At 70.0% G+C, this 26,333-nt stretch carries 20 protein-coding genes; 16 read left to right on the top strand and 4 right to left on the bottom strand.

The genetic code is table 11. The annotated features are described in order from the left end of the window. Window positions 1-9 precede the first annotated feature (9 nt). Complete coding sequence (gene glnD, locus MEBOL_RS37670; protein WP_095981929.1) at window positions 10-2,676, top strand: [protein-PII] uridylyltransferase; 2,667 nt, start codon at window positions 10-12, stop codon at window positions 2,674-2,676. 2 nt (window positions 2,677-2,678) lie between these two features. On the opposite strand, the gene MEBOL_RS37665 is transcribed toward glnD, so the two are convergent. Next, a complete protein-coding gene (locus tag MEBOL_RS37665) occupies window positions 2,679-3,446 on the bottom strand; it encodes a TVP38/TMEM64 family protein (protein ID WP_245919216.1) in 768 nt (255 codons plus the stop codon). A gap of 290 nt (window positions 3,447-3,736) precedes the next feature. Between MEBOL_RS37665 and MEBOL_RS37660 the strand changes: the two genes are divergently transcribed. The 7 genes from MEBOL_RS37660 (at window position 3,737) to MEBOL_RS37630 (ending at window position 12,100) form a co-directional block, all read left to right on the top strand. Next, on the top strand, window positions 3,737-4,207 hold the full coding sequence (locus MEBOL_RS37660; protein WP_095981927.1) for a general stress protein: 471 nt from the start codon (window positions 3,737-3,739) through the stop codon (window positions 4,205-4,207). Window positions 4,208-4,246: 39 nt separating this feature from the next. Further along, window positions 4,247-4,585 carry a hypothetical protein gene (locus MEBOL_RS37655; protein ID WP_095981926.1) on the top strand — a complete coding sequence of 113 codons (339 nt, stop codon included), beginning with the start codon at window positions 4,247-4,249 and terminating at the stop codon, window positions 4,583-4,585. Between the two features lie 3 nt (window positions 4,586-4,588). Further along, on the top strand, window positions 4,589-5,800 hold the full coding sequence (locus MEBOL_RS37650; protein WP_095981925.1) for a cation:proton antiporter: 1,212 nt from the start codon (window positions 4,589-4,591) through the stop codon (window positions 5,798-5,800). Further along, complete coding sequence (locus MEBOL_RS37645; protein WP_095981924.1) at window positions 5,797-7,095, top strand: cation:proton antiporter; 1,299 nt, start codon at window positions 5,797-5,799, stop codon at window positions 7,093-7,095. Before MEBOL_RS37650 ends, MEBOL_RS37645 begins: the two co-directional genes overlap by 4 nt. Window positions 7,096-7,109: 14 nt before the next feature. Beyond that, window positions 7,110-7,724, top strand: coding sequence for an L-threonylcarbamoyladenylate synthase (locus MEBOL_RS37640; protein ID WP_095981923.1), 615 nt, complete (start codon window positions 7,110-7,112; stop codon window positions 7,722-7,724). Between the two features lie 13 nt (window positions 7,725-7,737). Continuing rightward, window positions 7,738-8,694: a site-specific tyrosine recombinase XerD gene (gene xerD, locus MEBOL_RS37635; protein WP_095981922.1), complete on the top strand. Its 957-nt coding sequence runs from the start codon at window positions 7,738-7,740 to the stop codon at window positions 8,692-8,694. 280 nt (window positions 8,695-8,974) lie between these two features. Next, a complete protein-coding gene (locus tag MEBOL_RS37630; RefSeq protein ID WP_095981921.1) occupies window positions 8,975-12,100 on the top strand; it encodes an HYR domain-containing protein in 3,126 nt (1,041 codons plus the stop codon). A 75-nt stretch (window positions 12,101-12,175) separates the two neighbouring features. On the opposite strand, the gene MEBOL_RS37625 is transcribed toward MEBOL_RS37630, so the two are convergent. Both MEBOL_RS37625 and MEBOL_RS37620 read right to left on the bottom strand, forming a co-directional pair. After that, window positions 12,176-13,261 (bottom strand): AI-2E family transporter, encoded by a 1,086-nt coding sequence (locus tag MEBOL_RS37625; protein ID WP_095981920.1) that lies wholly within the window; start codon window positions 13,259-13,261, stop codon window positions 12,176-12,178. Between the two features lie 135 nt (window positions 13,262-13,396). Further along, the gene (locus MEBOL_RS37620) at window positions 13,397-13,834 is read right to left on the bottom strand and encodes a DUF3574 domain-containing protein (protein WP_095981919.1); all 438 of its coding nucleotides are present in this window, start codon (window positions 13,832-13,834) and stop codon (window positions 13,397-13,399) included. 58 nt (window positions 13,835-13,892) lie between these two features. Between MEBOL_RS37620 and MEBOL_RS37615 the strand changes: the two genes are divergently transcribed. Further along, entirely contained in the window at window positions 13,893-15,680 is a 1,788-nt protein-coding gene (locus MEBOL_RS37615) for an amidase (protein WP_095981918.1), read from the top strand. 3 nt (window positions 15,681-15,683) lie between these two features. On the opposite strand, the gene MEBOL_RS37610 is transcribed toward MEBOL_RS37615, so the two are convergent. Continuing rightward, on the bottom strand, window positions 15,684-16,862 hold the full coding sequence (locus MEBOL_RS37610; protein ID WP_095981917.1) for a DUF4388 domain-containing protein: 1,179 nt from the start codon (window positions 16,860-16,862) through the stop codon (window positions 15,684-15,686). 215 nt (window positions 16,863-17,077) lie between these two features. Here MEBOL_RS37610 and trpS point away from each other — a divergent pair, with 215 nt between their 5' ends. From trpS to MEBOL_RS37575, 7 genes are all read left to right on the top strand, one after another. Further along, the gene (gene trpS, locus MEBOL_RS37605) at window positions 17,078-18,091 is read left to right on the top strand and encodes a tryptophan--tRNA ligase (RefSeq protein WP_095981916.1); all 1,014 of its coding nucleotides are present in this window, start codon (window positions 17,078-17,080) and stop codon (window positions 18,089-18,091) included. Window positions 18,092-18,109: 18 nt separating this feature from the next. After that, the gene (locus MEBOL_RS37600; protein ID WP_095981915.1) at window positions 18,110-18,985 is read left to right on the top strand and encodes a segregation and condensation protein A; all 876 of its coding nucleotides are present in this window, start codon (window positions 18,110-18,112) and stop codon (window positions 18,983-18,985) included. Continuing rightward, entirely contained in the window at window positions 18,972-19,961 is a 990-nt protein-coding gene (gene scpB / locus MEBOL_RS37595) for an SMC-Scp complex subunit ScpB (protein WP_095981914.1), read from the top strand. Before MEBOL_RS37600 ends, scpB begins: the two co-directional genes overlap by 14 nt. Window positions 19,962-19,980: 19 nt before the next feature. Next, window positions 19,981-21,936: a pseudouridine synthase gene (locus MEBOL_RS37590; protein WP_095981913.1), complete on the top strand. Its 1,956-nt coding sequence runs from the start codon at window positions 19,981-19,983 to the stop codon at window positions 21,934-21,936. 68 nt (window positions 21,937-22,004) lie between these two features. Continuing rightward, window positions 22,005-24,131: a HEAT repeat domain-containing protein gene (locus MEBOL_RS37585; protein ID WP_095981912.1), complete on the top strand. Its 2,127-nt coding sequence runs from the start codon at window positions 22,005-22,007 to the stop codon at window positions 24,129-24,131. A gap of 1 nt (window position 24,132) precedes the next feature. Then, a complete protein-coding gene (locus MEBOL_RS37580; protein ID WP_095981911.1) occupies window positions 24,133-25,446 on the top strand; it encodes a cyclic nucleotide-binding domain-containing protein in 1,314 nt (437 codons plus the stop codon). A 73-nt stretch (window positions 25,447-25,519) separates the two neighbouring features. After that, the gene (locus MEBOL_RS37575) at window positions 25,520-26,332 is read left to right on the top strand and encodes a hypothetical protein (protein ID WP_179956355.1); all 813 of its coding nucleotides are present in this window, start codon (window positions 25,520-25,522) and stop codon (window positions 26,330-26,332) included. The last annotated feature ends 1 nt before the right edge of the window (window position 26,333 follow it).

The raw sequence follows: 26,333 nt of genomic DNA, 5'->3' as shown, positions 1-26,333 counted from the left end.
GGAGGGGTCATGAGCGTTCCGCCCGTTCCGCCGCCGCCTCCGGCGACCCACCGTGAAACCCTCGGCTCCCTCCCGGTTTTTCCCTCGGGCGGGCCCGAGAGCCGGCTGTCCCGGGCCCGGGAGTTCCTTCGCGAGGCCCGCGTCCGCGCCGAGGTCTTCCACCGCAGCGGCGCCGCGGGCCTGTCCACCAGCCGCCTCCTCGCCGCCGCCACCGACGCGCTCGTCCAGGGTCTCTTCGCCGAGCTGTCCTCCGAGCTCCAGGCACCCCCGGGCCTCGCGCTCGCCGCCCTGGGCTCCTATGGCCGCCGGGAACTCTCCCCCCACTCGGATCTGGATCTCCTCCTGCTCAGGCCCTGGTCGGTCCCCGAGGCCGCCGCCGCGCCGCTCGCCCGGGCCCTGCCCACGCTCCTGTGGGATCTCAAGTGCGCCGTGGGCTGGAGCACCCGCTCTCCCGAGGAATGTCTGCGCGCCGCGGACGCCGATCAGACCATCCGCACCGCGCTGCTCGACGCGCGCTTCCTCGCCGGGGATGTCGCCGCCTGCGACGTCTTCTCCCGGGACGTGCTCCCCGATCTGCTCTCCCACCGCGCCGACTCATACATCCAGGAGAAGGCCCAGGAGCTGCGCGCGCGCCGCGAGAAGTTCGGCGACTCCGTCTTCCTGCTCGAACCCAATATCAAACAAGGGGAGGGTGGCCTGCGCGACCTGGAGACGGCGCTGTGGATCGCCCGGGTGCGCTTCCACACCCGTGGCCTCACGGGCCTGCTCCAGCAGTCCCTCCTCCCGGCGTCCGAGGTGGCCCGGCTCAAGGCCGCGCGCGACTTCCTCCTGCGCATCCGCCACCACCTGCACTTCCTGCGTGGGCGCAAGGAGGACAGGCTCACCTTCGACCTCCAGGAAGAAGTGGCGCGCTTCCTCGGCTATCCCGAGGGGCCCGTGCTGCCCGTGGAGGCCTTCATGCGCGACGACTACCTCGCCGCGAGCGCCATCCGTCAGGCCGCCGACTCACTCATCGCCCGCTGCGAGGAGCTGAGCGCCGCGCGCCGGCTGACGCGCTTCACCGAACAGCCCCTCGGGCCCTTCCAGGCCATCAACGGCAAGCTCACCCTGGCCGATCCCGGCCTCTTCACCCGCGAGCCCGCCACGCTGCTCGACTTCGTGTGCACCGCCGAGGAGCACGGCCTGCCGCTGCACTCCGAGGCCCGGGTGCGAGCCTCCCAGGCCGTGCCCGCGCTCGAGGCCGCCCGGGCCACGCCCGCCGTCATCGCCGCCTTCCGGGCTCTCTTCGCCCGGCCCGGCACCCGGGGCGAACTCCTCTTCGAGCTGCATGACCTGGGGCTGCTCGGCGCGGTGGTGCCCGAGTTCGGCCGCGTCACCGCCCACCACCAGCACGACCTGTACCATGTGTACACCGTCGACGTGCACACCCTGTTCGCCGTGCGCCGGCTCTACGCGCTGCGCGCGGGAGATCTGGTGGAGCAGGAGCCGGAACTCTCCCGCGAGATGCGCGAGCTGAAGGATCCCTTTCCCCTCTACCTGGGCATGCTCCTGCACGACGCGGGCAAGGGCATGGGGGGAGATCACTCGGAAAAGGGCCGTCTGTTGATGGTGTCGCTCGGCGAGCGGTTGGGACTCTCCGCTCGCCAGCGCGAGGTGGCCGAGTTCCTCGTGAAGGAGCACCTGTCCATGAGCCACACCGCCCAGCGGCGCGACCTGAGCGATCCCTCGCTCATCGCGGACTTCGCCCGGCGGATGGAGGATGTGGAAAAGCTCACCTGCCTCTACCTGCTCACCTGGGCGGACATCAGCTCGGTGGGGCCGCGCATGTGGACGGCGTGGAAGGGCCAGCTCTTGCGCGAGCTGTATGACAAGACCCGCGCCCACCTGTTGGGCCGCGCGCCCATGGGGGAACTGCACGTGCGCGAGCGTTTTCATGTGCGATGGGCCCGCGTGTCCGGCGAGGCCCGGGCCCGGGAACTCGCGGAGGTGCTGCCCGAGCGCTACTTCCTGGGGACGGATCCCTCTCGCGCGGTGCTTCATGGGCGGCTGCTGGCCCGCGCGCGAAACCGCCCCCTGGCCGCGGCGCTGCGCCACCACCCGGACGCGGGCTCCAGTGAGCTCACCCTCGCGGCTCCGGATCGGCCCGGTCTGCTGGCCCTGCTCGCCGGGGTGCTGGCCGTCCACCGCATCGACATTCTCTCCGCGCGCATCGCCTCCACGTCGGATGGGCTCGCGTTGGACGTCTTCGACGTGCGGCCGCCCCAGGGACAACGTCTGGAGCGCCCCCGCTGGCGTCAGGCCCGGGCGGATCTCCTGCGCGTGCTTCGGGGAGACACCTCCATCGAGGAATTGATGCGCCGGCGCCGGCCGGGCTCACTCCCCAAGCGGCACCTGCCGCCCGTCTCGCCCCGGGTGACGGTGGACAACCGCGCCTCGCGCGACTTCACCGTGGTGGATGTGCTGGCGTTGGATCAGGTGGGCCTGTTGCATGCCATCGCCTCGGCCCTCACCCGCTCGGGTGTGCAGATCGCCCTCGCCAAGGTGTCCACCGAGGCGAATCGCGCGATGGATTCGTTCTACATCACCCGTCAGGGCATCCGGCTGGAGAGCCCTTCCGAGCAGTCGGCGCTGGTGGAAACCCTCATCGCCGCGGTGGATGCGCTCGAGCCGCGGTGAGCTCAGGGCCCCGGCGGGGGCAGTTCCTGGACGGTCGAGAGCACCGGGACCGGCGGCACCCGAGGCGGCTGGGGGGCGGGGGTTGTTTCCAGTTCCGGCGTGGGTTCCTGGTTGATCTCCTGGACGATGCGGCGGCCGAGCACCGCGCCCAGCACGAGCGACACCACCATGCCCACGCCGGAGGCGACGGTCGTCCAGGTGCGGCCCTGGGCGAGCCCGCTGCCGAACTGGGCGGTGAGGAAGGTGCCGGGGATGGTGCCCACCAGCACGCCGAGCGTCACCGGCCAGAAGCGAGCGCCCGAGGCCGCGGCCGCGATGATCATCACGTCCGTGGGCAACAAGGGATTGATGCAGGTGAGCAGCGCGAATTTGAAGCCGTGCCGCCGCGCCACGCGGCTGATGGCCGGGTAGCGGTGGCCCGCCAGGCGTTGCATCAGGCGCGTGCCCAGCCAGCGGGCGAGGACGAAGAGGAGGGCCGATGAGAGAAAGCTGCCGAGCAGGCAGTAGAGTGTCGCCTCGCGGCTGCCGAAGATCATCCCCCCCACGGCGGTGAAGAGCTGCCCGGGGATGAGCACGAGCGGTCGCAGCGCCAGGGCGAGGATGAAGAAGGCGGGGGCCCAGGGACCGAGCGGCTTGAGGAAGGCGCGCAGATCCTGCTGATTGACGACGTCTGGCCCGAGCAGGCGCAGCGTGGTGAGCCCCAGCACCGACAACAGCACCGGTGCCAATACCTTGAGCCAGGCCTTGCCTCGTCCACCGCTGCCCGCCACGCCCACCTCCGGATTCTGATCGCCGGGAAAAGTGCGACATCTATCGGGAATCGGCAATGCGGGCTGGTGTGTTCTGGACAATGAAGCGTCCGGGCGGGCAGGCCGTAGTCTCGCACGCACGGACAGCATTATGTCCCAACCCACTGGAATCATTGGGTTTTTCGGGGTGTTTCAAGGGGTGTGAACGGCTGGCGGAGTACAGAGCTTGCTTGCATCGGGGCGCCTCCGTCCCAAGGTTTCAAGCAAGGGGCACCGTCGCGGGGACGGGGAGAACGTAGGAGGAGATCGATATGCAACAGGACAAGGACAACAAGGGCAGCATGACGGTGGCTGAGGCGGGGCGTAAGGGGGGCGAGACGGTCCGCAACGAGCGAGGCCGCGAGTTCTACGAGACGATCGGCCGCAAGGGCGGCGCGACGGTGAAGGCCGAGCGGGGCCGTTCGTTCTACGAGGAGATCGGCCGCAAGGGCGGCGAGACCGTGAAGGCCGAGCGGGGCGCCAAGTTCTACGAGGAGATTGGCAAGAAGGGCGGGGATCGGGTGAAGGCGACCCGGGGTCCGAACTTCTACGAGGAGATTGGCCGCAAGGGCGGCCAGAAGGTGAAGAAGCTCATCGAGGAGGGCAAGCGCGCGGCGCGTGCCGCCATGGAGGCCCAGCAGGGTGGAGCTGCGGCGGCCACGGCCGCTCCGGCGAGCACCGAGGAAGCACCGGCCTCGGCGGCGCCTCCACCCACGGAACCGGGTTCGGGCCGTACGGAGTAGCGTGACGCGAGGGGGGCGGACCGGGTAGACATCCGGGCCGTGTACCTTCTGCTCACCATCCTGGACCATGTGGACCAGCCTGAACGCGCCATCCGGCGGCTCCGGGAGTTTGGAATCCCCGAGCCGCTGGTCGTTCGGGCCCGGAGTGCCGAGGCGACGTTGTCGGCCGAGGTGCCTGTCTTCGCCGGCTTGCGCGGGCTCGTCCTGGGCGCGGACGAGGATCGGCTGATTCTGGTGAGCCTCCTGTCAGGGGTCTCCGCCGAGGAGGTGGAGCGGCTCGTGCAGCGGGTGCAACTGGAAATGGACGCGGATGATCCGCCCATGGGCCGCCTGGTGGCCCTGCCGGTGATTGGCGCGCCTTTGCATCGGCGAGGGTGATCCGTGCAGGCGCTGCTCGTCCTCCTCGCCATCGCGGCGCTCTCGCTGCTGGCATCCGACCGGCGGGTCCTGGATCCAGGCCGTTCCCCGGCCATGGCCCAGCTCGCCGCCAGTGGTCTGCTCTTTCTCGCCCTCGGGGCGGTGATGGGGCCGGACGCGCTGGGCGTGTTTTCCAATCGGGATCTGACGGCCCTGAGGCCCCTGCTCGCGCTCGGACTGGGCGTGGCGGGAGTCACCGTGGGCCTCAATCTGGAGCCCCGGCTGTTGCGGCTGTTGCCCCGGACGGTCTACGTGGCGGCGCTCGCGCACTCGGGTACGGCCTTCCTGTGGGTGGCGCTGCCCCTGGCGGGGCCGCTGCTGCTCACCACGGGGCTGCCCGCCAGGGCGGTGGTGGGCGCGGCGGCGCTGCTGGGCGCGGCGGCGAGTCTGTCCTCGGGGCACTTCGCGGTGCTGGGCTACCGCAGCGGACGCATGGAGCGGCGCCAGGGGCTGTCCGTGGCGCTGCTCACCATGTTGGATGACCTGGTGGGGTTGGGCGTGCTCATGGTGGCGCTCACCTTCGGGGCCGCGAGCCATCCCCAGGAGGGCCTGGGGCTCGTGGCGCTGGCGCTGCTGCTGGGTGCCGTGTGTGGCGGGCTGCTCGCCTTCCTCATGCATGGGTTGAACGACCTGGGCGAGGTGCTGGCGGTGTTGCTCGGGGGGGTGGCGCTCGTGTCCGGCGCGTCGGCGTACCTGCGCGTGTCGACGCTGCTGGCGGGCGTGGCGTGTGGGGCCACGCTGATGTGGGTGGGCGGGCGCGCGGTGAATCAGGCGGTGCGTGTGCTGGGGCGCTTCGAGCGGCCCGCGTACCTGCTGCTCATCTTCCTGGTGGGGGCCCACGTGCACATGCGGGACGTGCTGGCGTGGGCGCTCCTGCCGGCGTACCTGGGCCTGCGCTTCCTGGGCAAGGTGCTGGGAGGGGCGCTGGCGCGGCGCATCGCGGGCCTCGCGCTGGGGTTGCCGCCGCGGCTCGGCTACGCGCTCATCGCCCAGGGCGGGCTCGCGCTGTGCCTGGTGGTGGAGTACCTCGTGCTGGTGCCCGGGCAGTTGTCCCAGCGGGTCTTCGACGTGGTGGTGGCGGGCGCCGTCATCAATGAACTGCTCGGCAACCGGGCCTTCCAACTGGTGATCACTCCGCCGTCTCAGGGCCGGCGGGATGGGGGGGGCATGCCATGAGGGACGCGCTGCTGCGGTTGCTGTTGCTGTTGGTGTTGCTGGCGGCCATCGCCCGGGCCCAGTTGTGGCGCGTGGACACGGGCACGTCGGTGGCGCTCGCCGCCGGGGCGCTGCTCCTGTGCGGGCTGTTCGCGGGCAAGGTGGCCAAGGGCGTGGGGTTGCCCCGGCTCACGGGCTACCTGCTGGTGGGCGTGGCGGTGGGGCCCTATGCCCTGGGCTTCATTCCCGGCGCGGGCGTCAAGGGGCTGGAGCTGGTCAAGGGGCTCGCGGTGAGCCTCATCGCGCTGGTGGCGGGCACGGAGCTGCAGTGGGGGCTCATCCGCCGGGTGGGCGTCAAGGTGGCGGCCCTGTGCTGCGTGGTGTGCGGGGTGACGTTCCTCGTCATTTGCGGCACGCTCTTCGCGCTCAAGCCGTGGCTGCCCTTCCTGGCGCCCATGACGTGGGGACAGGCGCTCGCCGTGAGCGCGCTCATCTCCATGGTGGTGGTGTCCTTCTCGCCCACGGTCACCATCGCCATCGTGCAGGAGACGAGCGCCCGGGGCTCCTTCACCGAGTTCCTCATGGCGCTGGTCATCATCGGGGACCTGGTCGTCATGGTGGGCTTCGCCGTGGCGGCGGGGCTCACCCGCGCGAGCTTCGGCGGCGGACTGGACGTGGGCGGGCTGCTGGGAGGCGTGGGCTGGGAGCTGTTCGGCTCGGTGGTGGTGGGCTTCGTGCTCGCGGTGTGCATGCTCTTGTACATGAAGCGGGTGAAGCGCGAGCTGCCCCTGTTCCTCGTGGGCTTGTGCTTCGCGTCGGCCGAGGCCGGCGCGCGCCTGCACCTGTCGCCCCTGCTCGTGTCGCTGGCGGCCGGGGCGCTCATCGTCAACCTGGATCAACGCGAGGGCGAGCGCATCCACCATGCCATCCAGCGCGCGGGCCTGCCCATCTTCGCGCTCTTCTTCGCCGCGGCGGGCGCGGGGCTCAAGCTGGACGCGCTCGTCACCGTGGGCCCGGCGGCGCTGCTGCTCGTGATGCTGCGCGCCGTGGCCATCTACGGCTCGTGCCGGTACTTCGCTCCGGCGGAGGATCCGCGGCTGAGGCAGTACCTGTGGATGGGGCTCATCTCCCAGGCGGGCGTCACCTTCGGCCTCGCGGCGCTCGTGTCGCGCACCTTCCCGGACTTCGGACCCCAGGTGGAGGTCCTCATCGTGGCGATGATCACCACCCACGAACTCATCGGCCCCGTCCTCACCCGGCGGGCCATCCAGCGCAGCGGCGAGTCCCACTCGGACGAAGCGCCGCACGCGGCGTAGCGGAGACAGACATCATGGCGTCAGTGGCCCCCATCCTCGAGGTGAACGCGGAGCATCCCCAGCCCCGGCACGTGCAGCGGGCGGTGGAGGTGCTCTCGGGCGGGGGGCTCATCGCCTACCCGACGGACACGTATTACGGCCTCGCGTGCGACCTGGGCTCGAAGAAGGGAATCGAGCGGCTGTACCAACTCAAGGGCCGTGATCGGAAGAAGCCCATGTCCTTCCTGTGCCCGGACCTGTCGGACGTGGCGAAGTACGCGCACGTGAGCAACTTCGCCTACCGCACGATGAAGGGCCTGACGCCCGGGGCCTTCACCTTCATCCTCGAGGCCACGCGGATCGTCCCCGAGGTGATGATGAGCAAGCAGAAGCAGGTGGGCATCCGGGTGCCCGACTCGGAGCTGGCGCGGGCGATCGCCGCGGGCCTGGGCCGGCCACTCGTCACCACGTCCGCCACGGACTCGGAAGGCGAGCCCCTCACCGACGCGCGGAGCATCAAGGACTCGCTCGGGCACGGGTTGGATCTCATCCTGGATGGAGGCGTGACGCTCCTGGAGGCCAGCACGGTGGTGTCGCTCATTGGCGATCAGCTCGAGGTGTTGCGCCAGGGCAAGGGCGAGCTGGACTGAGGGGCGGCACGACATGGAAGGCTACCTGGATGCGTTCATCGCCTTCATCCGCGCCGAGCGGGGGCTGTCCGGCAAGACGGTGGACGCCTACGCGGCGGACCTGGGGGTGTACTTCGAGGACCTCAAGCGCAAGGGCATCACCGACGTGGCGCGCGTCACGCCCGAGGACATCCTCGGCCACCTGACGACGCTCAACACCCGGAAGCTGTCACGGCGCAGCCAGGCGCGGCACCTGGCCGCCATCCGCGGCTTCCACCGCTTCCTCGTGGCGGAGAAGTTCCTGGAGAAGGACGCCACCGAGGACCTGGACACGCCCCGCTCGGCCCGCAAGCTGCCCATCTTCCTCACGATCGAGGAGGTGGAGCAGTTGCTCGCCGCGCCCGACGAGCGCGACGCGGTGGGCCTCCGGGACAAGGCGATGCTGGAAGTGCTCTACGCCACGGGGCTGCGCGTGAGCGAGCTGGTGGGCCTGGGCGTCAATGACATCCAGTTGAGCGCCGGCTACCTGGTGGCCAAGGGCAAGGGCTCCAAGGAGCGCATCGTCCCGGTGGGGAGCATCGCCGGGGAGAAGGTGCGCGCCTACCTCGAGGGCGCCCGGCGGCAGTTGCTCGGCGAGCGTGAGTCCAAGGCCCTCTTCGTCACCCCCCGGGGGGACGGCTTCACCCGGCAGGGCTTCTGGAAGCTGCTCAAGCGCTACGCCCTCAAGGCGGGCATCCGCAAGCCGATCTCCCCGCACAAGCTGCGGCACTCCTTCGCCACGCACCTGGTGGAGCGGGGCGCGGACCTTCGCGCCGTCCAGGCCATGCTGGGCCACGCGGACCTGGCCACCACGCAGATCTACACCCACGTCAACAGCGCGCGGCTGCGGGCCGTCTATGACAGCGCTCACCCGCGAGGAGACGACGTGCGGGGCCGGGGCGGCGTCATGGGGGGGCGCTCCCCCGCGCGCAAGCCTCCCCGGGGGACGTAGCGTCTGGATGTCTGGGAACACCTTCCCTGGCCCACATGCCCTCCGGGGCAAGACAGACATGGATGCAAACATTTGCATCCGTCCCGAGGGCGGGAACCGGCGCGGGTGAACACTCTCATCGCCCCCGGGTACTGGGCATCCCCGCTGTACGCCTTATTTTTGAATATCTGTCTTTGCGTCTTTTTCATGCTGCGCGGGTTGAAAGACTATCGGTACAGTGATTTCCGTTGTCACGGCTGCCGTGAAACAGGGGTCATTCCCGAAAGCGAAGGAGCGCGACATGAAATCCAAACGCAACACTCCGGGTCTCGTTCCAGGTCGAGGACGAAGCAAAGGGCGGGGAGGGCTCTTCCTGGCTCTCGCGACACTCGCCGCGGAAGGGGGATGCACGAGCAAGGAGCCGCCCGCGGAAGGAATCCTGCCTTCCAAGGAATCCTTCTCGCGGCCCGGCCGGCTCGCGGAGCGTTGCACGGTGCGGCCCCCCTTCGTGGGCAACTTCGAGCCCGAGTTGCAGTGGGCCTGGACGGGCAGCGGCACCACCCTGGTCGAGCACAAGCAGGTGATGATGACGCCCTCGGTGGTGGACGTGAATGGCGATCACGTCCCGGACGTCGTCTTCAGCACCTACGCGGGGGGGAACTACACCACGGACGGTGTGCTCCGCGCCGTCAGCGGCGATGACGGACACGAGCTGTGGACGGTGTCGGATCCCGCGTATCGCGTGAAGGGTGGGGCGAGCATCGCCGCCGGTGACATCGATGGCGACGGCAAGGTGGAGATCTGCGCCGTCCCCGAGAATGGCCGTGGCGTCATCTGCTTCGAGAACGACGGCGCCTTCAAGTTCCGCACCGCGCCGGGCGCGAATGACTACAACGAATGGGGTGGCCCGTCGCTGGCGGACCTCGATGGCGACGGCACGGTGGAAATCCTCGACGGCAACCGCGTCTACTCCCACACGGGTGCGCTCAAGTGGGTGGGCTCCGACGGCATGGGGGGCGCACAGGGCACGGGCCCCGTCTCCTTCGCGGTGGACCTGGACGGGGATGGCAAGCAGGAGGTCGTCAACGGCCGGGCCGTCTACCGGCACGACGGCTCGCTCAAGTGCGCCAACACCTTCATTCCCCATGGCCTCGCGGGCGTGGCCAATTTCGACGCGGACCCGGCGGGTGAAATCGTCGTGGCGGGCTACGGCAAGGTCAGTCTGCTCGACGACAACTGCACGCTGCTCTGGACGCGGGACGTCCATGTGGCGGGCCGCCCCGCGTCCGAGGCGGGCCACGGCGGCGCACCCAACATCGCCGACTTCGACGGGGATGGCAAACCAGACATCGGTCTGGCCGGTGACTGGAACTACACCGTCTACAAGGCGGACGGCAGCGTGCTGTGGACCCAATCCACCCAGGACTACAGCTCCGGCCGCACCACCTCCACCACCTTCGACTTCGAGGACGACGGCAAGCTCGAGGTCATCTACAGCGACGAGTTGTCCCTGCGCATCCTCGATGGCGCCACGGGCAATGTGCGCTGGCAGGTGAACAACAGCTCGGGAACCACGCACGAGTACCCCGTCGTCGCGGACGTGGATGGAGACAAGGCGGCCGAGCTGCTGGTGGTGACGAACAACCACGCGCCTCCGGGTGGCTCCAACGGCCTGCGCCTGTTCCACGACAAGAAGGAAGGCTGGGCCCGCGCGCGCCCCATCTGGAACCAGCACGCCTACTCGGTGACGAACGTCAACGACGACGGCACCATCCCCGCGCGCCCGACGGCCCACTGGCTCAAGGCTCCGCTCAATCTCTTCCGCTCCAACGTCGCCAACTACCTGGGGGATGGCGACGGCCAGAACGGTGCGCCGGACCTCGTCGCCTCCGCGGTGACGACGTCATGTGATGGTTTCGGCGCGCTCGTGCTCGGCGCGCGCGTCAGCAACGCGGGCGAGGCCCCCGTGGCGGCGGGGATCAAGGTGGCCTTCTACCGGGGCAATCCCGCCTCGGGCGGCCAGCTGCTCGGCGTGGCCACGGTGACGGATTCCCTGCCTCCGGGGGGCAGCGCGCTCGCCACCGTGTCCGTCACCTCGCCCTTCACCGGCACCGCCGAGGTGTGGGCCGTCGTGGATGACGATGGCACGGGCAAGGGCCGCGAGACCGAGTGCCGCGAGGGCAACAACTCCTCCACCGCGTCGGGCAACCTCACCTGCACCGTGACGCCCGCCAACAAGCCGCCCGTGGCGCTCTGCCGCGACGTCACCGTGGAGGCCGACAGCGCCTGTCTGGCCCGCTCCAGCGTGAACCACGGCAGCTATGATCCGGACAACGCGCCCTCGCCGCTCGTGGTGACCGAGGATCCCTCCGTGGCCTTCGGTCTGGGCAGCCACTCCGTCACGCTGACGGCCGCGGATGGCGAGGCCACGTCCTCGTGCGTGGGGACCATCACCGTGGTGGATACCACCCAGCCGGCCCTCGAGTGCCCCGGGGCCCAGGTGCTCGACACCTGCGCGCCCTCCGGCGTCATCGCCTCCTACACCCCCACCTCGGTGGACAACTGCGGCGGGGCCACCGTCACCTGCACGCACCCCTCCGGCGCCACCTTCCCGGTGGGCGACACGAAGGTCACCTGCACCGCCCAGGACAAGTCGGGCAACACCAACTCCTGCCAGTTCAACGTGAAGGTGCGCGGGGACGTCACGCCCCCCACCTTGAGCTGCCCCACCGCGCCGGTGAAGGCGAGCACCTGCTCGCCAGGCGGGACCCAGGTCTCCTTCGCGACCTCGGCCCTGGACGCCTGCGGCTCGGCCAACGTCACCTGCACGCACGCCTCCGGCTCCAACTTCCCAGTGGGCTCCACCCCCGTCGTCTGCACCGCGAGGGATCCCGCTGGCAACACCTCCTCGTGCTCCTTCGCCGTGGAGGTGACGCAGGGCGCGGATGGGAACGGGGGCTCGCCCATCGCGGGTGCGAGCAAGGGCAAGGAGCTGTGGTCACCCAACTCCCGCTACGCCACCGTGTCGCTGTCCGACTGCGCCGCGCCCGCCCGGGACTCGTGCGGCAACACCCTTCCGTTGGAAACGTATGGCCGCATCCTCTGGGTGTCTTCCGACGAGGATGAAATCGACGAGGAGCGCGATGGCCTTCGCACCTGCTACGACATGGCCGAGATGAACACCTCGTCCGTGAAGCTGCGCGTCGAGCGTGCCAACGGCAGCGGCGCTGACAGCTGGAGCGACGGCCGCGTCTACACCCTCCACTACGCCGTGACGAGCAAGTCCGGAGCGACGACCCAGAGCACCTGCCAGGTCGGCGTGCGCAACAATCCGCTCAGGCCCGCGACGGACAGCGGCACGCGTTTCTGCCTCGGCGCCGGCTGCCCGAGTGGCACCGCCATCGGCAGCCCGTCGTGCAAGAAGTAACCCGCCTGACCGGGTAGGGCGAGGTGGAGGAAGGGTCCGGGGGTGGCGCACACCGCTCCCGGACCCCCGCCCGCTTCAGGGCACGGGCACCCGATCGCCCAGCTTCTCGCGGCGGATGAGTAGCAGCTCACGCACGATGATCTGCGCGGTCGCCATGAGCGGCACCGCGAGCACCGCGCCGATGATGCCGGCCAACTCCCCGAAGAAGACGACCGCGAACAGGGTGAGCAGGGGGTTGACATGCACCGTGCGCCGGAAGACGAGCGGCGCGAGCACGTTGCCCTCGAGCAATCCGTACATCATGAAGTAGGTGAACACCGCCAGCGCCTTCCAGGCCCCCACCGTGGTGAGCGTGAGCAGGGTGACGAAGCCTCCCGCCACGATGGGGCCCGCGTAGGGCACCAGGCTGGAGAAGCCGCTCGCGATGCCCAGGGGCAGGAAGAAGGGCATGCCGAGCAGCGCCAGGCAGGTGGAGGCGAGGGTGGCGTTGATGGTGCAGATGAGGATGAGGCCGCTCAGGTAGCCGCCGGTCGCGCTGTACACCTTGCTCACCACGCCCTCGTAGCGGGGCCGGCGCTCGGGCAGGGTCTGTGCCAGGAGGCGTTTCACCAGTTCCGGTCCAAAGGCCAGCATGAACACCATCAGGAAGAGGATGGTGGCGAACGCGCCCAGCACACTGAAGACGCCCGTGACGGCATGGAAGGCGCTCACGGCCAGCGCGCCCGAGGCCAGCTCCGTGGGGTTGTCGCTCTGGCGTTGGAGCTGCTGCAGGACGTGGAAGCGCTGATCGAGCAACTGAAAGACGCGCGAGGCGCGGATCTTCTCCGTCAGCTCGGGCACCTGGTTGACCAGTGACTGTCCCTGGTTGATGGCGGCTGGCACCACGATGAGTCCCAGGGCGGACGCGGCGACGAGCAACACGAGGAGCACCACGGCGATGGCGGGCCCTCGCCGGAGCCTCGCGCGCTTCATCAACAGGGCGACCAGGTGGTTGAGCGCCACGGCGAGGAGGGCGGCGAGGCCCGTCAGGATGAGGGCGACCTCCGCCTTGATGATCAGCACCACCAGCGTCGCCACCAGGACCACGGCGAAGCACACCGTGAAGGCCGTCTTGAGAGTGACTTGCGAAGGTTGTCCTCCCGACGAATCGCTCCCCGCCACGGTGTGTCCCTCCCGCGTTCACTCGCCCACCACCGCATCAGGGTGTGTCGTGCTCCGAGCGGAGGCAAAGACCCCCTTCCTGCCCGCCTGCTCTCCCTCTCTCGTTGTCCGGGGGTGGACAGGCCGGGCGGAGGCTCAGTCGAAGGCGACGCAGGAGGTGGAGTCGATGCGGAGCACCGACTCCTGGCTGAAGCGCTGCTTGTACTCCTCGCGGATGGTGTTGATGTCCGCCGAGCGCGCGGCGCCGCCGTCGTGCAGCAGCACGATGACCTTGCTGTTCTCGTGGACGAGGTCGCCGTTGTCCATGAGGTACTGGCCATTGGCGTCGAACAGGGTCAGCCCGTCCTTGAAGCGAGGCGTGACGGCGGTGTCGACGAAGTCCTGGAACTCGGCCTCGCTGACGGGCTCGGCGTTCTCGCGGTCCAGGCCGAAGAAGAGCTCCGTGCGGTACTGCTCCGCGCCGACGGCGCACGCGGCGTCCTCGGGGCCACACGCCGAGAGGACGAGGCCCAGGGCCAGCATGAGGGAGAGGGCCGGCGCGCGCCGCGAGGCGATGGAGAGGGAGGGAGACATGATTCGCACTCCTGGGTGAGGGGAAGAATGCGCTTTACTCCAGGCCGGAGGATTTTCCATGGCCGGTTCATCACGCAGACAGTTCCTGTCCCAGGGGGCATTTGGATTGGTGGGCGCGGTCACCGCGAGCGGGACGGACCCCTCGCCGCCGGGGGCGCCCCCCGCGTTCGGCACGGCGTCGGCGGTGGGCCCGGAGGTGAACGCGGCCACCTTCGCGGAGGCGAGCAAGCTCATGCAGGTCTCCCTCACCCCGGCCGAGTGCACCCAGGCGGCCAGCAACTGGCGGGGGATGATGGCTCCGCTCCTCGAGCGGCGCACGGGACCGCGCCAGGTGGCCTTGGAGCCGGAACTGGCGCCCGCGTCGCGGTGGGATCCGCTCCTGCCAGGTCAGAAAACGGCGGGACCGGCTCGGAACCGTTTCGTGCGCGGCAAGGCGGCCGCTGGAGCGTTGCCCTCGCGGGACGAGGACATCGCCTTCGCGCCGGTGTCCCGGCTCTCGCGCTGGCTGGAGACTCGCGCCCTCACGTCCGAACGGCTCACGCGCCTGTACCTGGAGCGCCTGGAGCGCTTCGATCCGAAGCTCAAGTGCGTCATCACGCTCACCCCGGAACTGGCGCTCGAGCAGGCCCGGCGCGCGGACGCGGAGATCGCCGCGGGCAGGTACCGGGGCCCGCTGCATGGCATTCCCTGGGGCGCGAAGGATCTGGTCGACACGGCGGGCATCGCGACGACCTATGGCGCCGAGCCCTTCCGCAATCGCATTCCCGCCACGGACGCGGCCGTGGTGGCGCGGTTGCATCGCGCGGGAGCGGTGCTCGTCGCGAAGCTGAGCCTGGGGGCGCTCGCGCTCAACGACATCTGGTTCGGAGGCGAGACGAAGAATCCCTGGCTTCTGGAGGAGGGGGCCTCGGGCAGCAGCGCGGGACCGGGCGCGGCGGTGGCGGCCGGGTGCGTGGGCTTCGCCCTGGGCAGTGAAACGGGAGGCAGCATCGTGTCGCCCTCCATGCGCTGTGGGGTGGCTGGGCTGCGGCCCACCTTTGGCCGGGTGCCACGCACCGGGGCGATGACGCTGTGCTGGTCGCTCGACAAGCTGGGCCCCATGACGCGCGGGGTGGAGGACACGTTGTTGGTGCTCTCGGCGCTCTCCGGCCCGGACGCGGGGGATGTGTCGAGCGTGCCCTCGCGGCTCGACTTCGACGCCACCGCGGGCGTGAAGGGACTGCGCGTGGGCTATTTCCCGGCGTGGATGAACGAGCGCCCGGCGACGGACGTGGACCGGGCCGCGCTCGAGACGTTGAAGCGGCTGGGCCTCACGCCCGTGGAGGTGAAGCTGCCGGACTGGCCCTACGCCTCGCTCCAGACCATCCTCTTCGCCGAGTCGGCGGCGGCCTTCGAGGAGCTGACGCTCGGGCATGGCGTGGACATGATGAAGATGCAGGTGCCCGACGCATGGCCGAACGTGTTCCGGCAGTCACGCTTCCTCTCGGCGGTGGACCTGGTGCAGGCGGACCGGCTGCGGCGCAAGGTGGCCCAGGAGATGGCGCGGGTGATGGGGGAGGTGGACCTGTTGCTGGTGCCCTCGCTGCGCGAGGAGATGCTCACCGTGAGCAACCACACCGGCCACCCGTCGCTGACCCTGCGGACGGGTTTCGTCGAGGTGGAGCAGGCCCGGAGTGACTGGGCGCCGGATCCCTCGAGGCCCCTGGCCACGTTCTCGCCTCCGCGCCGCGTTCCGCACGGTGTCACGTTGATTGGCCGGCTCTTCGACGAGGGGACGCTGGGGCGGGTGGGCATGGCCCTGGAGCGGGCCTCGGGAGTCGCGGACGAGCGGCCCCCGGGGTTCTGAGTCTCAGACCACGACCACGGGCAGCCCGTAGGGATTCGTCCTCGCGGGCCCGCCCGACGTCGACGACTCCTGCTCCGTATTCACCCGCGCGACGCCCGCCGCCATGAGCCGCCGCAGCGCCCGGTAGGCCGCCAGCTCGCCCATGGCCGCGTTGCGCAACACCTCGCGCACGCTCCGGCTGCCCCGCAGCTTCGCGTGCAGATACAAATCGTCCGCCGTCAGGCTCGGCGGAAGAGGGCGGGGCAGGGGCTCGAAGCGCAACCGTCCGTCCAACGCCAGCACCTCGTCCGCCAGCGCCACCGTCAGCCGCACCTCGGCCTCGCGGTAGAGCGCATGGGCCTCGGGAATCGGCGCCCGCTCCAATGCCTGCGCCGCGACCGCCACCGCTTCCTCGTAGCGGCCCGCTTCCACCAGGCTCCTCGCCTGCGCGAGCATCTCGGCCAGTCCGGGAGCCGTGCCCGCTTCCGCGACGGCGGCCTTGCGGGGAGACAGCGCGCCCCGGCGGTACAGGCGCACCACCCACCGCGCCGCGTGCACCGCGCCCTCGTTGGACGCCGCGAGCAATTCGCCCAGCGTCCGGCCCTGCTCGGCCAGCCGCAGCAACTGCTGCTCCTCGGCCGCCGCCGTCTCCACCACGAACTCCCGCCGCACGGTGAACGTCGTGCCTGGACCCGCGAAGAGCGTCCAGAACACCGTCCATTCACGCAGCCGCGTGCGCGCGTCCCGGTGCAGTTCCTTCAATCCCAACCGGGGCAGTTCCACCACTCGGTTCGGCGGAGGCGGCAGGCCCGGAATGAACTCCACTTCGCCGGACTGCCAGCCGTAACAGTCGAAAAGCGCCTCGCGCGCCTTGTGCTCCATGGCCTCCAGCAGGCGGGTGCGCTCCACCAGTCCGCGCTCCACCAGGAAGGTGCCCAGTGGCACGCGCGCCGCCTCGGATGCCTCGAAGGCGGTCGCCGCCCGCGCCGCGTCCAGGATGCGCAGGCGCGCCAGCACCTGGCCCAGGTGCTCCCGGGGATCGCTCGAGCTCTCGCCCACCAGGTAGCCGTCGCGCAGGAAGAACTGCCGGCGCACGGCTCCCCGCTCCACCCGCAGCGTTCCGCTCACCCCGAGGGCGTCGAAGAACGCGGGCATCAACAGCGTCAGGCCGTAGCTGGCCAGGCTCCCCTTGAAGCGCTCCATGGAAAGCCAGGATAGACGAGTTCGGACCTGTCCTCAACCCACTGAATTCACAGGCCATTTTCTGTCACTGCCCCAACGCGCAAGCCTCCCCGCCGCTGGGGAAGCGGGCGGGCGACCCTGAACGGAAGTGCGGCTTGCGCTCGCCGGAAAGTTGCAGGGTGGGCCTGGGTATGCGAACCAGGGCTGTCACCCCTTTCGTGTACAGGCGTGGAGTCATGCGGATTCTATCGGGAGTGCAGTCCTCGGGACGACTGCACATCGGCAATTACTACGGCGCCATCCGTCAGTTCGTGCAGCTCCAGCAGGAGGGCGATGCCTTCTTCTTCATCGCCAACTACCACTCGCTCACCACCCTGAGGGACGCCAAGCTGGCGGAGACCTACACGCGCGAGGCCGCCATGGCCTACCTGTCGCTGGGTCTGGATCCCAAGAAGGCGGTGCTCTTCCGCCAGAGCGACGTGCGCGAGGTGTTGGAGCTGTACTGGTTGCTCGGCACGGTGGTTCCCGTGGCCAACCTGGAGCGCGCCACCAGCTACAAGGACAAGCTCGCCAAGGGCATCAGCGCGGACTTCGGTCTCTTCGCCTACCCGGTGCTGATGGCCGCGGACATCCTGCTCTACAGCCCGGACTTCGTGCCGGTGGGCAAGGATCAAATCCAACACATCGAGTTCGCTCGCGACTGGGCGGTGAAGTTCAACCTCACCTACGTGCCGGGCTACGATCCGCAGGATCCCGAGGGCAAGGAGAAGGGGCATGCCCCCGGCCTGCTCAAGCTGCCGTCCGCGCGGGTGCAGGAGGACACCGCCACGGTGCCCGGCGTGGATGGACAGAAGATGTCCAAGTCCTACGGCAACACGATCGACCTGTTCGGCGACGAGAAGGAGATCAAGAAGCGCGTCATGGGCATCAAGACGGACTCCACGGCCGTGGAGGCGCCCAAGCCCACCGAGAACGCTCCGCTCTATGACTTGCTCAAGCTGATGCTGCCCGCGGACCGCTTCGCCGAGGTGGATGCCTCCTGGCGCGCGGGGGGCAAGGGTTATGGCGAGTACAAGAAGCTCCTGCTCGCCACCTACCTCGAGACGTTCGGGCCGGCGCGCCAGCGCTACGCCGAGCTGGCGAACGATCCGGCCGAGCTCGAGCGCATCCTCCAGGACGGCGCCGAGCGGGCTCGCGCCGAGGCCTCCGGTCTCATGCAGCGCTTGCGCCGCGCCGTGGGCGTTCCCTGAACCCGTGAAGGACGTCTGGTGAGCACAGGCGGACGCCGCGGCGATCCCTCCATCGAGGAGCCCCTCGATGGCGAGGCGGACGTCACCCGGACGCCGGGCGACGCCTTCAGGATCGCCCTGCCCAATTTCGAGGGTCCGCTCGACCTGTTGCTCCACCTCATCAAGGAGCACCGGCTCGACATCTTCGACATTCCGCTCGCGCTCGTGACGGAGAAGTACCTCGAGTACCTGGAGCGGATGCGGGAGATCGACCTGGACATCGCCGGGGAGTTCCTGGTGATGGCCGCCACGCTCGCCCACCTCAAGAGCCGCATGCTCCTGCCTCGGCAGGACACCGCCGAGCAGAGCACGGACGCGGTGGCCGAGCTGCAACAGGACGACGCGGGCGATCCACGCGAGGAGCTGGTGCGCCGGCTGCTCGAGTACCAGAAGTACAAGGACGCCGCCGAACAGCTCGCGCGCCAGGATCTGCTCGACCGGGACGTCTTCCCGCGCCGCGTGCCCGTGGAGGCGGTGCCCATCCCCGAGGAGGAGGTGGGGCTGCAGGAGTTCAGCGTCCTCAAGCTCATCGAGGCGTTGGATCGGGTGATGGAACGGCTCGTGCCCAAGCTCCAGCACGAGGTGGTGCGCGAGAAGGTGAGCCTGTCGGAGGCCATGCAGCGCATCGCCGGACAGCTCAAGGAGAAGGGAACGTGCACCTTCGCGAGCCTGTTCGAGGACAAGCGCACGCGCCAGGCGGTGATCATCACCTTCCTGGCCCTGCTGGAAATGGTGAAGCGGCGGTTGCTCCAGGTGCGGCAGGACGAGCCCCTGGCCGACATCTTCCTCACGCCCAACGGCGACGCGCTGGAGAAGCTGCTGCCCACGGAGGTGGACGAGAGTGAGTACCGGTAACCCAGGCCCCGGGGACGGCGGGGAGGAGAACGAGGACACGCCGCGGCGCGGCTCGGGCGGCCCCAGCCCCTTCACCGAGGAGGAGATCGCCGCCGTCACCGGCCCGGGCGAGCCGGATGAGCTGGAGGACTCGGAGACGGCCACCATCGAGGCCGACGAGGTCCCCGACCTCCACACCTCCTTCGAGAAGCTCGTCCAGAAGAGCCGCCACCTGTCCCCGGAGCGCATCCGCACCGTGGTGGAGAGCGTGCTCTTCGTGGCGGACAAGCCCCTGGACCTGGACCAGCTCTACGAGGCCACGGGCATCGAGCGGGAGAAGATCCAGGAGGCGCTCAACCAGATCTCCGGCATCCACCGCGATGGCATCAGCGGCATGGTGCTCTACGAGGTGTCCGGCGGCTGGCAGTTCCGCACGGATCCCCACTCCGCCGAGTATGTGCGGCGTTATCTCCGGGTGAAACCCCAGCGCCTCACCCGCGCCGCCGTGGAAACGCTCGCCATCATCGCCTACCGCCAGCCCGTCACCCGGCCCGAGGTGGAGGACATCCGCGGCGTGGACTGCGGCGCCGTCATCAAGGCGCTCCTGGATCGCAAGCTCATCAAGATCCTCGGGAAGAAGGAGGAGGTGGGCCGGCCCATGCTCTACGGGACGAGCCGCGAGTTCCTCGAGTTCTTCGCCCTCAAGGACCTGTCCGCCCTGCCCACGCTCCGGGAATTCCATGAGCTGACCCAGGAGCATCAAGAGATTGTGGAAAAGGAGCGCCCGGCGGTACCCGGCGCCAGTGGTACGGTGGAGGCGCTAGCGGATCCGGAGTTCCAAAAACGGATGGACAAGAGCGTGGCGGCATCGGAGGCCGCGCTCGAGGAGTTGGAGGAAGCCATGAACGCCGCGGACATGACGCAGCGGGCCGCCGCCAGCCTCTTGAACCCGACCCCCCCGCCCACCGAGGGCGAGCCGGGGTCCGAGCCCGGTTGACGGGCGGAAGGTGTAGGACATGGCAGAACGTTTGCAGAAGTACCTGGCCCGCGCGGGAGTGGCCTCGCGTCGGCACGCCGAGGAGCTCATCACCAGTGGCCGCGTGACGGTCAACAACGAGAAGGTGACGGAGCTGGGCTCCAAGGTGGAGCCGGGCGACCTGGTGAGCGTGGATGGCTCGCTCGTCACGCCGCCGGAGCAGTCCTCGTACTACCTGCTCTACAAGCCGGTGGGCGTGGTGACGACGCTGTCGGATCCCCAGGGGCGGCCCACGGTGGCCAACTACCTGGAGGAGACGGGCAAGCGGCTGTTCCCCGTGGGCCGGCTGGACTATGACGCCGAGGGCGCGCTGCTCGTCACGGATGACGGGGCGCTGGCGCACAAGCTGACGCACCCGAGCTTCCAGGTGCCGCGCACGTACCTGGCGAAGGTGAAGGGCACGCCGGACGCGGCCACGCTGGACAAGATGCGCGGCGGCGTGCGGCTGGAGGACGGCATGGCCACGCCCGTGTCCGTGGAGGTGTTCGAGCGGGCCGAGCGCAACACCTGGCTGACGATCGTGGTGGCCGAGGGCCGCCCGCACCTCATCAAGCGCCTGTGCGCCGCGGTGGGCAGCCCCGTGGTGCGCCTGTACCGGCCGTCCTACGGCGGTGTCTCCGTCGACGGGATGCGCCCGGGCGAACTGCGGCCGCTCAGCGACAACCAGGTGCGCCTGCTGCAAGACGTGGCGGATGGAAAGACCTCGCCCACGGAGCGCGAGCTCAAGCTGCCGCCCCGGCGGCATGGGCGGTCGGTGCCGGGCTTCGAGTCGGATGATGACGATGACATCGAGACCGAGCAGGTGCCGGCGCTCGCTCCGTCCCGCGCGGCGCGCAAGCCCGCTCGGGGTGCCTCGCCGGATCGTTCCTCGGGCAAGCCGGAGCGTCCGGTGCGGAGCGCCGCCGGTCGGCCCGAGCGCCGCGGCGAGGCGGGTCCCCGGGGGGCAGGAGGCGCCCGGCCCGCGTTCCGCAGCGCGACGGGCGGTCGTGCCGAGCGCAACACCTGGACGCCTCGCGAGGACGACCAGAACGAAGTCGAGACCGTTGAGGAGAGCGAGGCCGTGACGGAGCGGGCTGCCCGCCCCGTTCGCAAGACTTTCGGGGCGGATCGTTCGGAGCGCCCGGCCCGGAAGACTTTCGGAGCGGACCGTGACGAGCGTCCGGCGCGTAAGTCCTTCGGTGCGGACCGTTCGGAGCGCCCGGCCCGGAAGACTTTCGGAGCGGACCGTGACGAGCGTCCTGCCCGCAAGCCCTTTGGGGCGGGTCGTGACGAGCGTCCTGCTCGCAAGCCCTTTGGGGCGGGTCGTGACGAGCGCCCGGCCCGGAAGACTTTCGGAGCGGACCGTGACGAGCGTCCTGCTCGCAAGCCCTTTGGGGCGGGTCGTGACGAGCGTCCTGCTCGCAAGTCCTTTGGGGCGGATCGTTCGGAGCGCCCGGCCCGGAAGACTTTCGGAGCGGACCGTGACGAGCGTCCCGCTCGCAAGCCCTTCGGAGCGGACCGTGACGAGCGTCCTGCCCGCAAGCCCTTTGGGGCGGGTCGTGACGAGCGTCCTGCCCGGAAGACCTTCGGAGCGGACCGTGACGAGCGTCCTGCCCGGAAGACTTTCGGAGCGGACCGTGACGAGCGCCCTGCTCGCAAGCCCTTTGGGGCGGGCCGTGACGAGCGTCCGGCTCGCAAGTCCTTCGGTGGGGAGCGGGCGGAGCGTCCGGCTCGCAAGTCCTTCGGTGGGGAGCGGGCGGAGCGTCCGGCTCGCAAGTCCTTTGGTGCGGACCGTGGCGAGCGAAGCGCCAAGTCCGAGAGCCCTTCCTTCGGCGCGGGTCCCAGCGCCGAGCGTCGGGTGTCCACCCCGAGTCCGCGCACGGAGCGCCGTGAGTGGGCACCTCGCGGCGGAGCGGGCGCTCCCAAGGGCCGAGGAGGCCCGCGCAAGGGACGCTGAGCCTTGGGTGGTCGCGCGCGCCGCTGATATAAGCCACCATCGGAGTCTCCCGTCTTCCCTGGAGCACGATGCGAACCGGCGCGCGCACCTTCTTCGTTGTCCTGGCCCTCCTTGGCATCGCCGGTTGCAGTGGCAACCGGGACCAGCTCCTGGCGGACCTGCAGAACCCTCGCCCCGAGGTGAGGGCGCTCGCCGTGAAGAAGCTGGCCGAGGAGTCCCGCTCCGACGACCTGCCCCTCTTCACGCGCGCGGCCAAGGACATGGCCTCCATCGTCCGGGGTGAGGCCGCCGCCGCGCTCGGCAAGAGTCAGGATCCCCGCGTGGTGGATCTGCTCGGTGAATTGCTCGAGGACTCCGACGTGGATGTCCAGGGCAAGGCGGCCATGGCCCTGGCGCAGGTCAAGAACGACAAGGCCAAGGCCTACCTCACCCTGCAGTACGGCCGCCGGGGCCGGCAGACGCGGCAAGTCATCGTCCAGGCGCTCAAGCAGGCCAACGTGCCCGGGGCCATGGCCGAGGTCGTCGCCGCCGAGTCCAAGGCCATCTGGAATCGCAACCTGCTCACGCTCGGAGAGGGGTCGCTGCCCGAGCGCGTGGGCGCCGCCGAGGAACTGGGCAAGAGCGGCCGGAACGAGGCCTTCAATCGGTTGATGCCGCTGGTGCGCGACAGCCAGGTCGTCCTCGCCGCCGCCGCCGTGCGGGGCCTGGGAGAGCTGGGCGACAAGCGCGCCACCGCCGCCATCCTGCCCCTGCTGGATGAGAGCTTCTCCGAGCTGCGCGAGTCCGCCATCACCGCGCTCGTGCGGCTCCAGGAGCCCCAGGCCACCCCGAGGCTGCAAGCCGTGGCGGTGGAGAAGAGCGCCGTGAGCCCCCTGGCCATCGACGCCCTGCTCGAGCTGCCCCGCCAGCCTCCCACCGATGCGGCCCTGTGCGCCGTCGCGCTCGACGCCGTGGTCCCGGATGCCATCCGCGCGGCCCGTGCCATGCGTGAGCGCGGGGGCTGTCCGATCGAGCCCATCGCCGAGCGTCTCTCCCGGCCCACCTCCGCCGCGGGTGGACTCCAGGCGATCGTGGGACTTGGCCCTTCCGCCAAGGAGCTGCTGCCCAAGGTGTTGCCCTTCGTCACCCAGGCCGACGGGGCCCTGCGCACCCTCGCCGTGGATGCCATCGCGGCCATTGGAGATCCCTCCGCCACGCCCGTGATCCAGAAGGCCTTCGCCCAGGAACTCGCGGCCGTGCAGGCCCTGCGTCAGGACTGGATCCCCCAGGCGCTCCCGGAGAAGTACGGGGCCGGGTTCGATCCCAACGCGCCGCCGGCCGATGAAGCGGATGCACAGCTGCGCAAGAAGAAGGAGCGGCACGTCAGTCTCATGTCCCGCGTCAAGGCGCTCCACATGGCCAAGACGCGCGACCTCGGACGCCCCGTGGTGCAGCCGCGCGTCCCCTCCGAGCTGTTCGATGACCTGGAGCCCGCCCGCCTGGAATCGCTCGCGGGCCTGCTGCGCGCGCTCGGCTCCTTGAAGACCCCCGAGGCGATGGAGGTGCTCAAGGGCTTCGCCGGAGACTCCAGCGTGACGCTGCGCACGGCCGCCCTGGTGGGACTCGCGCGCCTGGGGCCCGAGGGCGTGTCCGTGGCCAGCGCGGGCATGTTCGAGACCGACCGGGCTCTGCTCAAGGAGCTGGCGCGGGCGCTCGCCGAGCAGGGCGAGGCCGGTCAGTCCGCCCTGGTGCAACTGCTGCCGCAGATCAGCGGGGAGAAGCTGGTGCTGCTCGACGCGCTCGCGCGTACCTCGCTGCCGGCCTCCGCGGTGCCGGTGCTGCGCGATGTGGTGGCCGAGGGCGGGCCGGAGTCGGTGCTGGCCGCCACGATGCTCAGCCGGCTCAAGGCCAAGGAGGCCGTCCCCACGCTCGTCAAGGCGCTCGAGGATCCCAACAGCCTGGGCCGCCGCGAGCTGCTCACCGCGCTCGGCGAGACGAACGACGGCTCCGCGTCCGAGGTGGTGGCGCGCGACCTGTACCATGATCTGCCGGAGATCCGCGCCGCGGCCGCCGCGGCGCTCGCGCGCATGGGTTCGCGGACGGCCGATGCGTCCGAGGCCCTGGATGCGCTCAAGGGCGATTACTACCGCCGGGTGCGCGAGGCCGCCGAGACGGCCCTGTCGAAGACGGCGACCGCGGCGGAAGGCTCCCGCTGACATGGAGCCACGGCAGCTCAAGGACAAGGCCCACGAAGCCCTCGCGAAGGGCCGCTTCGACCGGGCCGCCGAGCTGTTCGAGGAGTACTGCGCGCTGGAGCCCCTGGATTTCCAGTCGCGGCTGCGCCTGGGGGACACCTGGGCCCAGGCCGGCGAGCATGCACGCGCCATCTCCGCCTACGAGGCCGCCGCCGAGGGCTTCGCCCGGGAAGGCCTTCTGCCGCGCGCCATCGCCACCGGCAAGCGGTTGCTGGCGCTCGAGCCCTCTCACCAGGGCGTCCAGCGGATGCTCGCGAGCCTCTATTCGGTGGGCCCCGCTCCGGTGCCGGCCTCGCCTCCGGGCCCATCCTCCGCGGAGTCCCCGGAGCCGGCCCTCGAGGCGGACTCCCTGCTGCACGCGGTGGAGCTGGCGGCACGGACCTGGGCCTCTCATCAGGAGGAGCCGCCCTCGAGGGAAGAGGCCGCGCCACCTTCCTCGCTGCCCCGGATCCCCCTCTTCTCGGAGCTGCCGCGCGATGCCTTCATCGCGTTGTTCGAGCGATGCCCGCTGCGCCATTACCCCGAGGGCGCGCGCATCCTCGAACAGGGCAGCCAGGGCAATGCCTTCTATGTCATCTGCTCGGGCCGGGTGCGCATCGTGCGCGAGGCCGCGTCCGGGCCTCGCGAGCTGGCGGTGCTGGGCGAGGGGGCCTTCTTCGGGGAGATGGCGTTGTTGTCCGGGGCGCCGCGCTCGGCCTCCGCGGTGAGCGCTTCCGAGGACACCCAGGTGTTGGAGATCTCCGCCCCGGTGCTCGCGGACGTCTCGCGCCTCTACCCCCAGGTGGCCCGGGCCCTGCGGCGCTTCTGCCGGCAGCGGCTCCTGTCGGAGGTGATGAACACCTCGGCGCTCTTCCGGCCCTTTGGCCGCAAGGACCGGCGCGCGCTGGTGGAGCGCTTCCGGGCCCGGGACGTGCGCCGGGGAGACCTCCTCATCCGAGAGGGCCAGCCGGTGGACGGGCTCTACGTGGTGCTGTCCGGCGAGGTGGCCGTGAACAAGGCGGGCCAGCCCCTGGCGTCCCTGCGCGAGGGGGAGTTGTTCGGGGAGATGTCACTGCTGCACAAAACGCCGGCCACCGCCACGGTGACGGCCACGCGGAACACCTCGCTCCTGCGCCTGCCTCGCGAGGACTTCGATCTCCTCATCCTCACCCATCCCCAGGTCCTCGCCCTGGTGTCCGAGCTGACCGACGCCCGCCAACGCAGCAACGAGGCCCGGCTGGGGGCCGACTCCTCGTCCTCCTCCCCGGAGTTCTCCGAGGAACTGATCCTCTTCTGAGGATCCCTCGGCCTGTCTCGCATTCCACACCGTCCTTTAGGGTAGAAGCGGGAATCCGGTGTATGGGTAAGGAATGACGCGAAACGCATTCCTTGGCCTCGTGGCGTTTCTCCTCACGGGGTGTGCCTCCCAGCGGCTGTCGGGCATGGATCTGGATGAAGTGCGGCGGCCCGCCTTCATTTCCCGCATCGAGCTGGAGGCGGGGCCCCACAGCCTCGTGTTCCGGGAGGATTCCTCCTACCGGGAGAAGTTGAAGAAGCTCGAGCCGAAGGAGGCGGATCGCCGGCTGCAGACGAAGCTGACCTCGGCGGTGACGCGCTTCGAGGTCTCCGAGCGCCTTCGGGTCACCACCTTCCGGCAGCTTCCCCGCGAGCAGCCGTGGCTGAACACGGTGGATCCGGCGCGAGTGGCCTCGGTGCTGGAGAGCTTCCTGGTGGAGGAGGTGCCGGCGAACGCTCCGGACTACGATCTGCTCGCCCCCCTGGGCGCGGACGCGGTGGTGGAGTTCGTCATCGAGGACTACGGCATGCGCAGCAAGAAGGGGCGCGCGGGCGCGTATATCCGGGGTTATGCGCGCATGTTCTGGCTCAAGAGCAAGAACGAGATCTGGCGCCATCCCTTCCGGTTGGATCGCGTGGAGGAGGGCGCCGATCACCTGGATCCCTTCAAGGTGGGCAAGGATCCCTCGCTGTTCCGCCTGGCGATGACGGAGATGCTGGACGAGCTGTCCACCGAGTTCTCCCAGGAGATGACACCGGACAACCGCAAGGAGGCGGTGCCGGTGGTGCCGGATGCCGGGCCGGAGTCCGACGCGCCAGGGAGGGAGCGTCCGCTGCCGCAGCGGCCCGAGCCCGCCCCTGGAGAACTGCCGGATCCGGATTCCTGAG

The organism is Melittangium boletus DSM 14713 (assembly GCF_002305855.1).
Lineage (GTDB): Bacteria > Myxococcota > Myxococcia > Myxococcales > Myxococcaceae > Cystobacter > Cystobacter boletus.
The sequence above is the reverse complement of the archived record's forward strand: the minus strand, read 5'-3'. Positions and strand labels throughout refer to the sequence as shown.

Excerpts from the sequence above, each read along its gene's own strand:
- glnD (WP_095981929.1), top strand. The coding sequence starts at position 10 with ATGAGCGTTCCGCCCGTTCCGCCGCCGCCTCCGGCGACCCACCGTGAA.
- MEBOL_RS37660 (WP_095981927.1), top strand. The coding sequence starts at position 3,737 with ATGCAACAGGACAAGGACAACAAGGGCAGCATGACGGTGGCTGAGGCG.
- MEBOL_RS37645 (WP_095981924.1), top strand. The coding sequence starts at position 5,797 with ATGAGGGACGCGCTGCTGCGGTTGCTGTTGCTGTTGGTGTTGCTGGCG.
- MEBOL_RS37640 (WP_095981923.1), top strand. The coding sequence starts at position 7,110 with ATGGCGTCAGTGGCCCCCATCCTCGAGGTGAACGCGGAGCATCCCCAG.
- xerD (WP_095981922.1), top strand. The coding sequence starts at position 7,738 with ATGGAAGGCTACCTGGATGCGTTCATCGCCTTCATCCGCGCCGAGCGG.
- MEBOL_RS37630 (WP_095981921.1), top strand. The coding sequence starts at position 8,975 with ATGAAATCCAAACGCAACACTCCGGGTCTCGTTCCAGGTCGAGGACGA.
- MEBOL_RS37620 (WP_095981919.1), bottom strand. The coding sequence starts at position 13,834 with ATGTCTCCCTCCCTCTCCATCGCCTCGCGGCGCGCGCCGGCCCTCTCC.
- MEBOL_RS37615 (WP_095981918.1), top strand. The coding sequence starts at position 13,893 with ATGGCCGGTTCATCACGCAGACAGTTCCTGTCCCAGGGGGCATTTGGA.
- MEBOL_RS37610 (WP_095981917.1), bottom strand. The coding sequence starts at position 16,862 with ATGGAGCGCTTCAAGGGGAGCCTGGCCAGCTACGGCCTGACGCTGTTG.
- trpS (WP_095981916.1), top strand. The coding sequence starts at position 17,078 with ATGCGGATTCTATCGGGAGTGCAGTCCTCGGGACGACTGCACATCGGC.
- MEBOL_RS37590 (WP_095981913.1), top strand. The coding sequence starts at position 19,981 with ATGGCAGAACGTTTGCAGAAGTACCTGGCCCGCGCGGGAGTGGCCTCG.
- MEBOL_RS37585 (WP_095981912.1), top strand. The coding sequence starts at position 22,005 with ATGCGAACCGGCGCGCGCACCTTCTTCGTTGTCCTGGCCCTCCTTGGC.
- MEBOL_RS37580 (WP_095981911.1), top strand. The coding sequence starts at position 24,133 with ATGGAGCCACGGCAGCTCAAGGACAAGGCCCACGAAGCCCTCGCGAAG.
- MEBOL_RS37575 (WP_179956355.1), top strand. The coding sequence starts at position 25,520 with ATGACGCGAAACGCATTCCTTGGCCTCGTGGCGTTTCTCCTCACGGGG.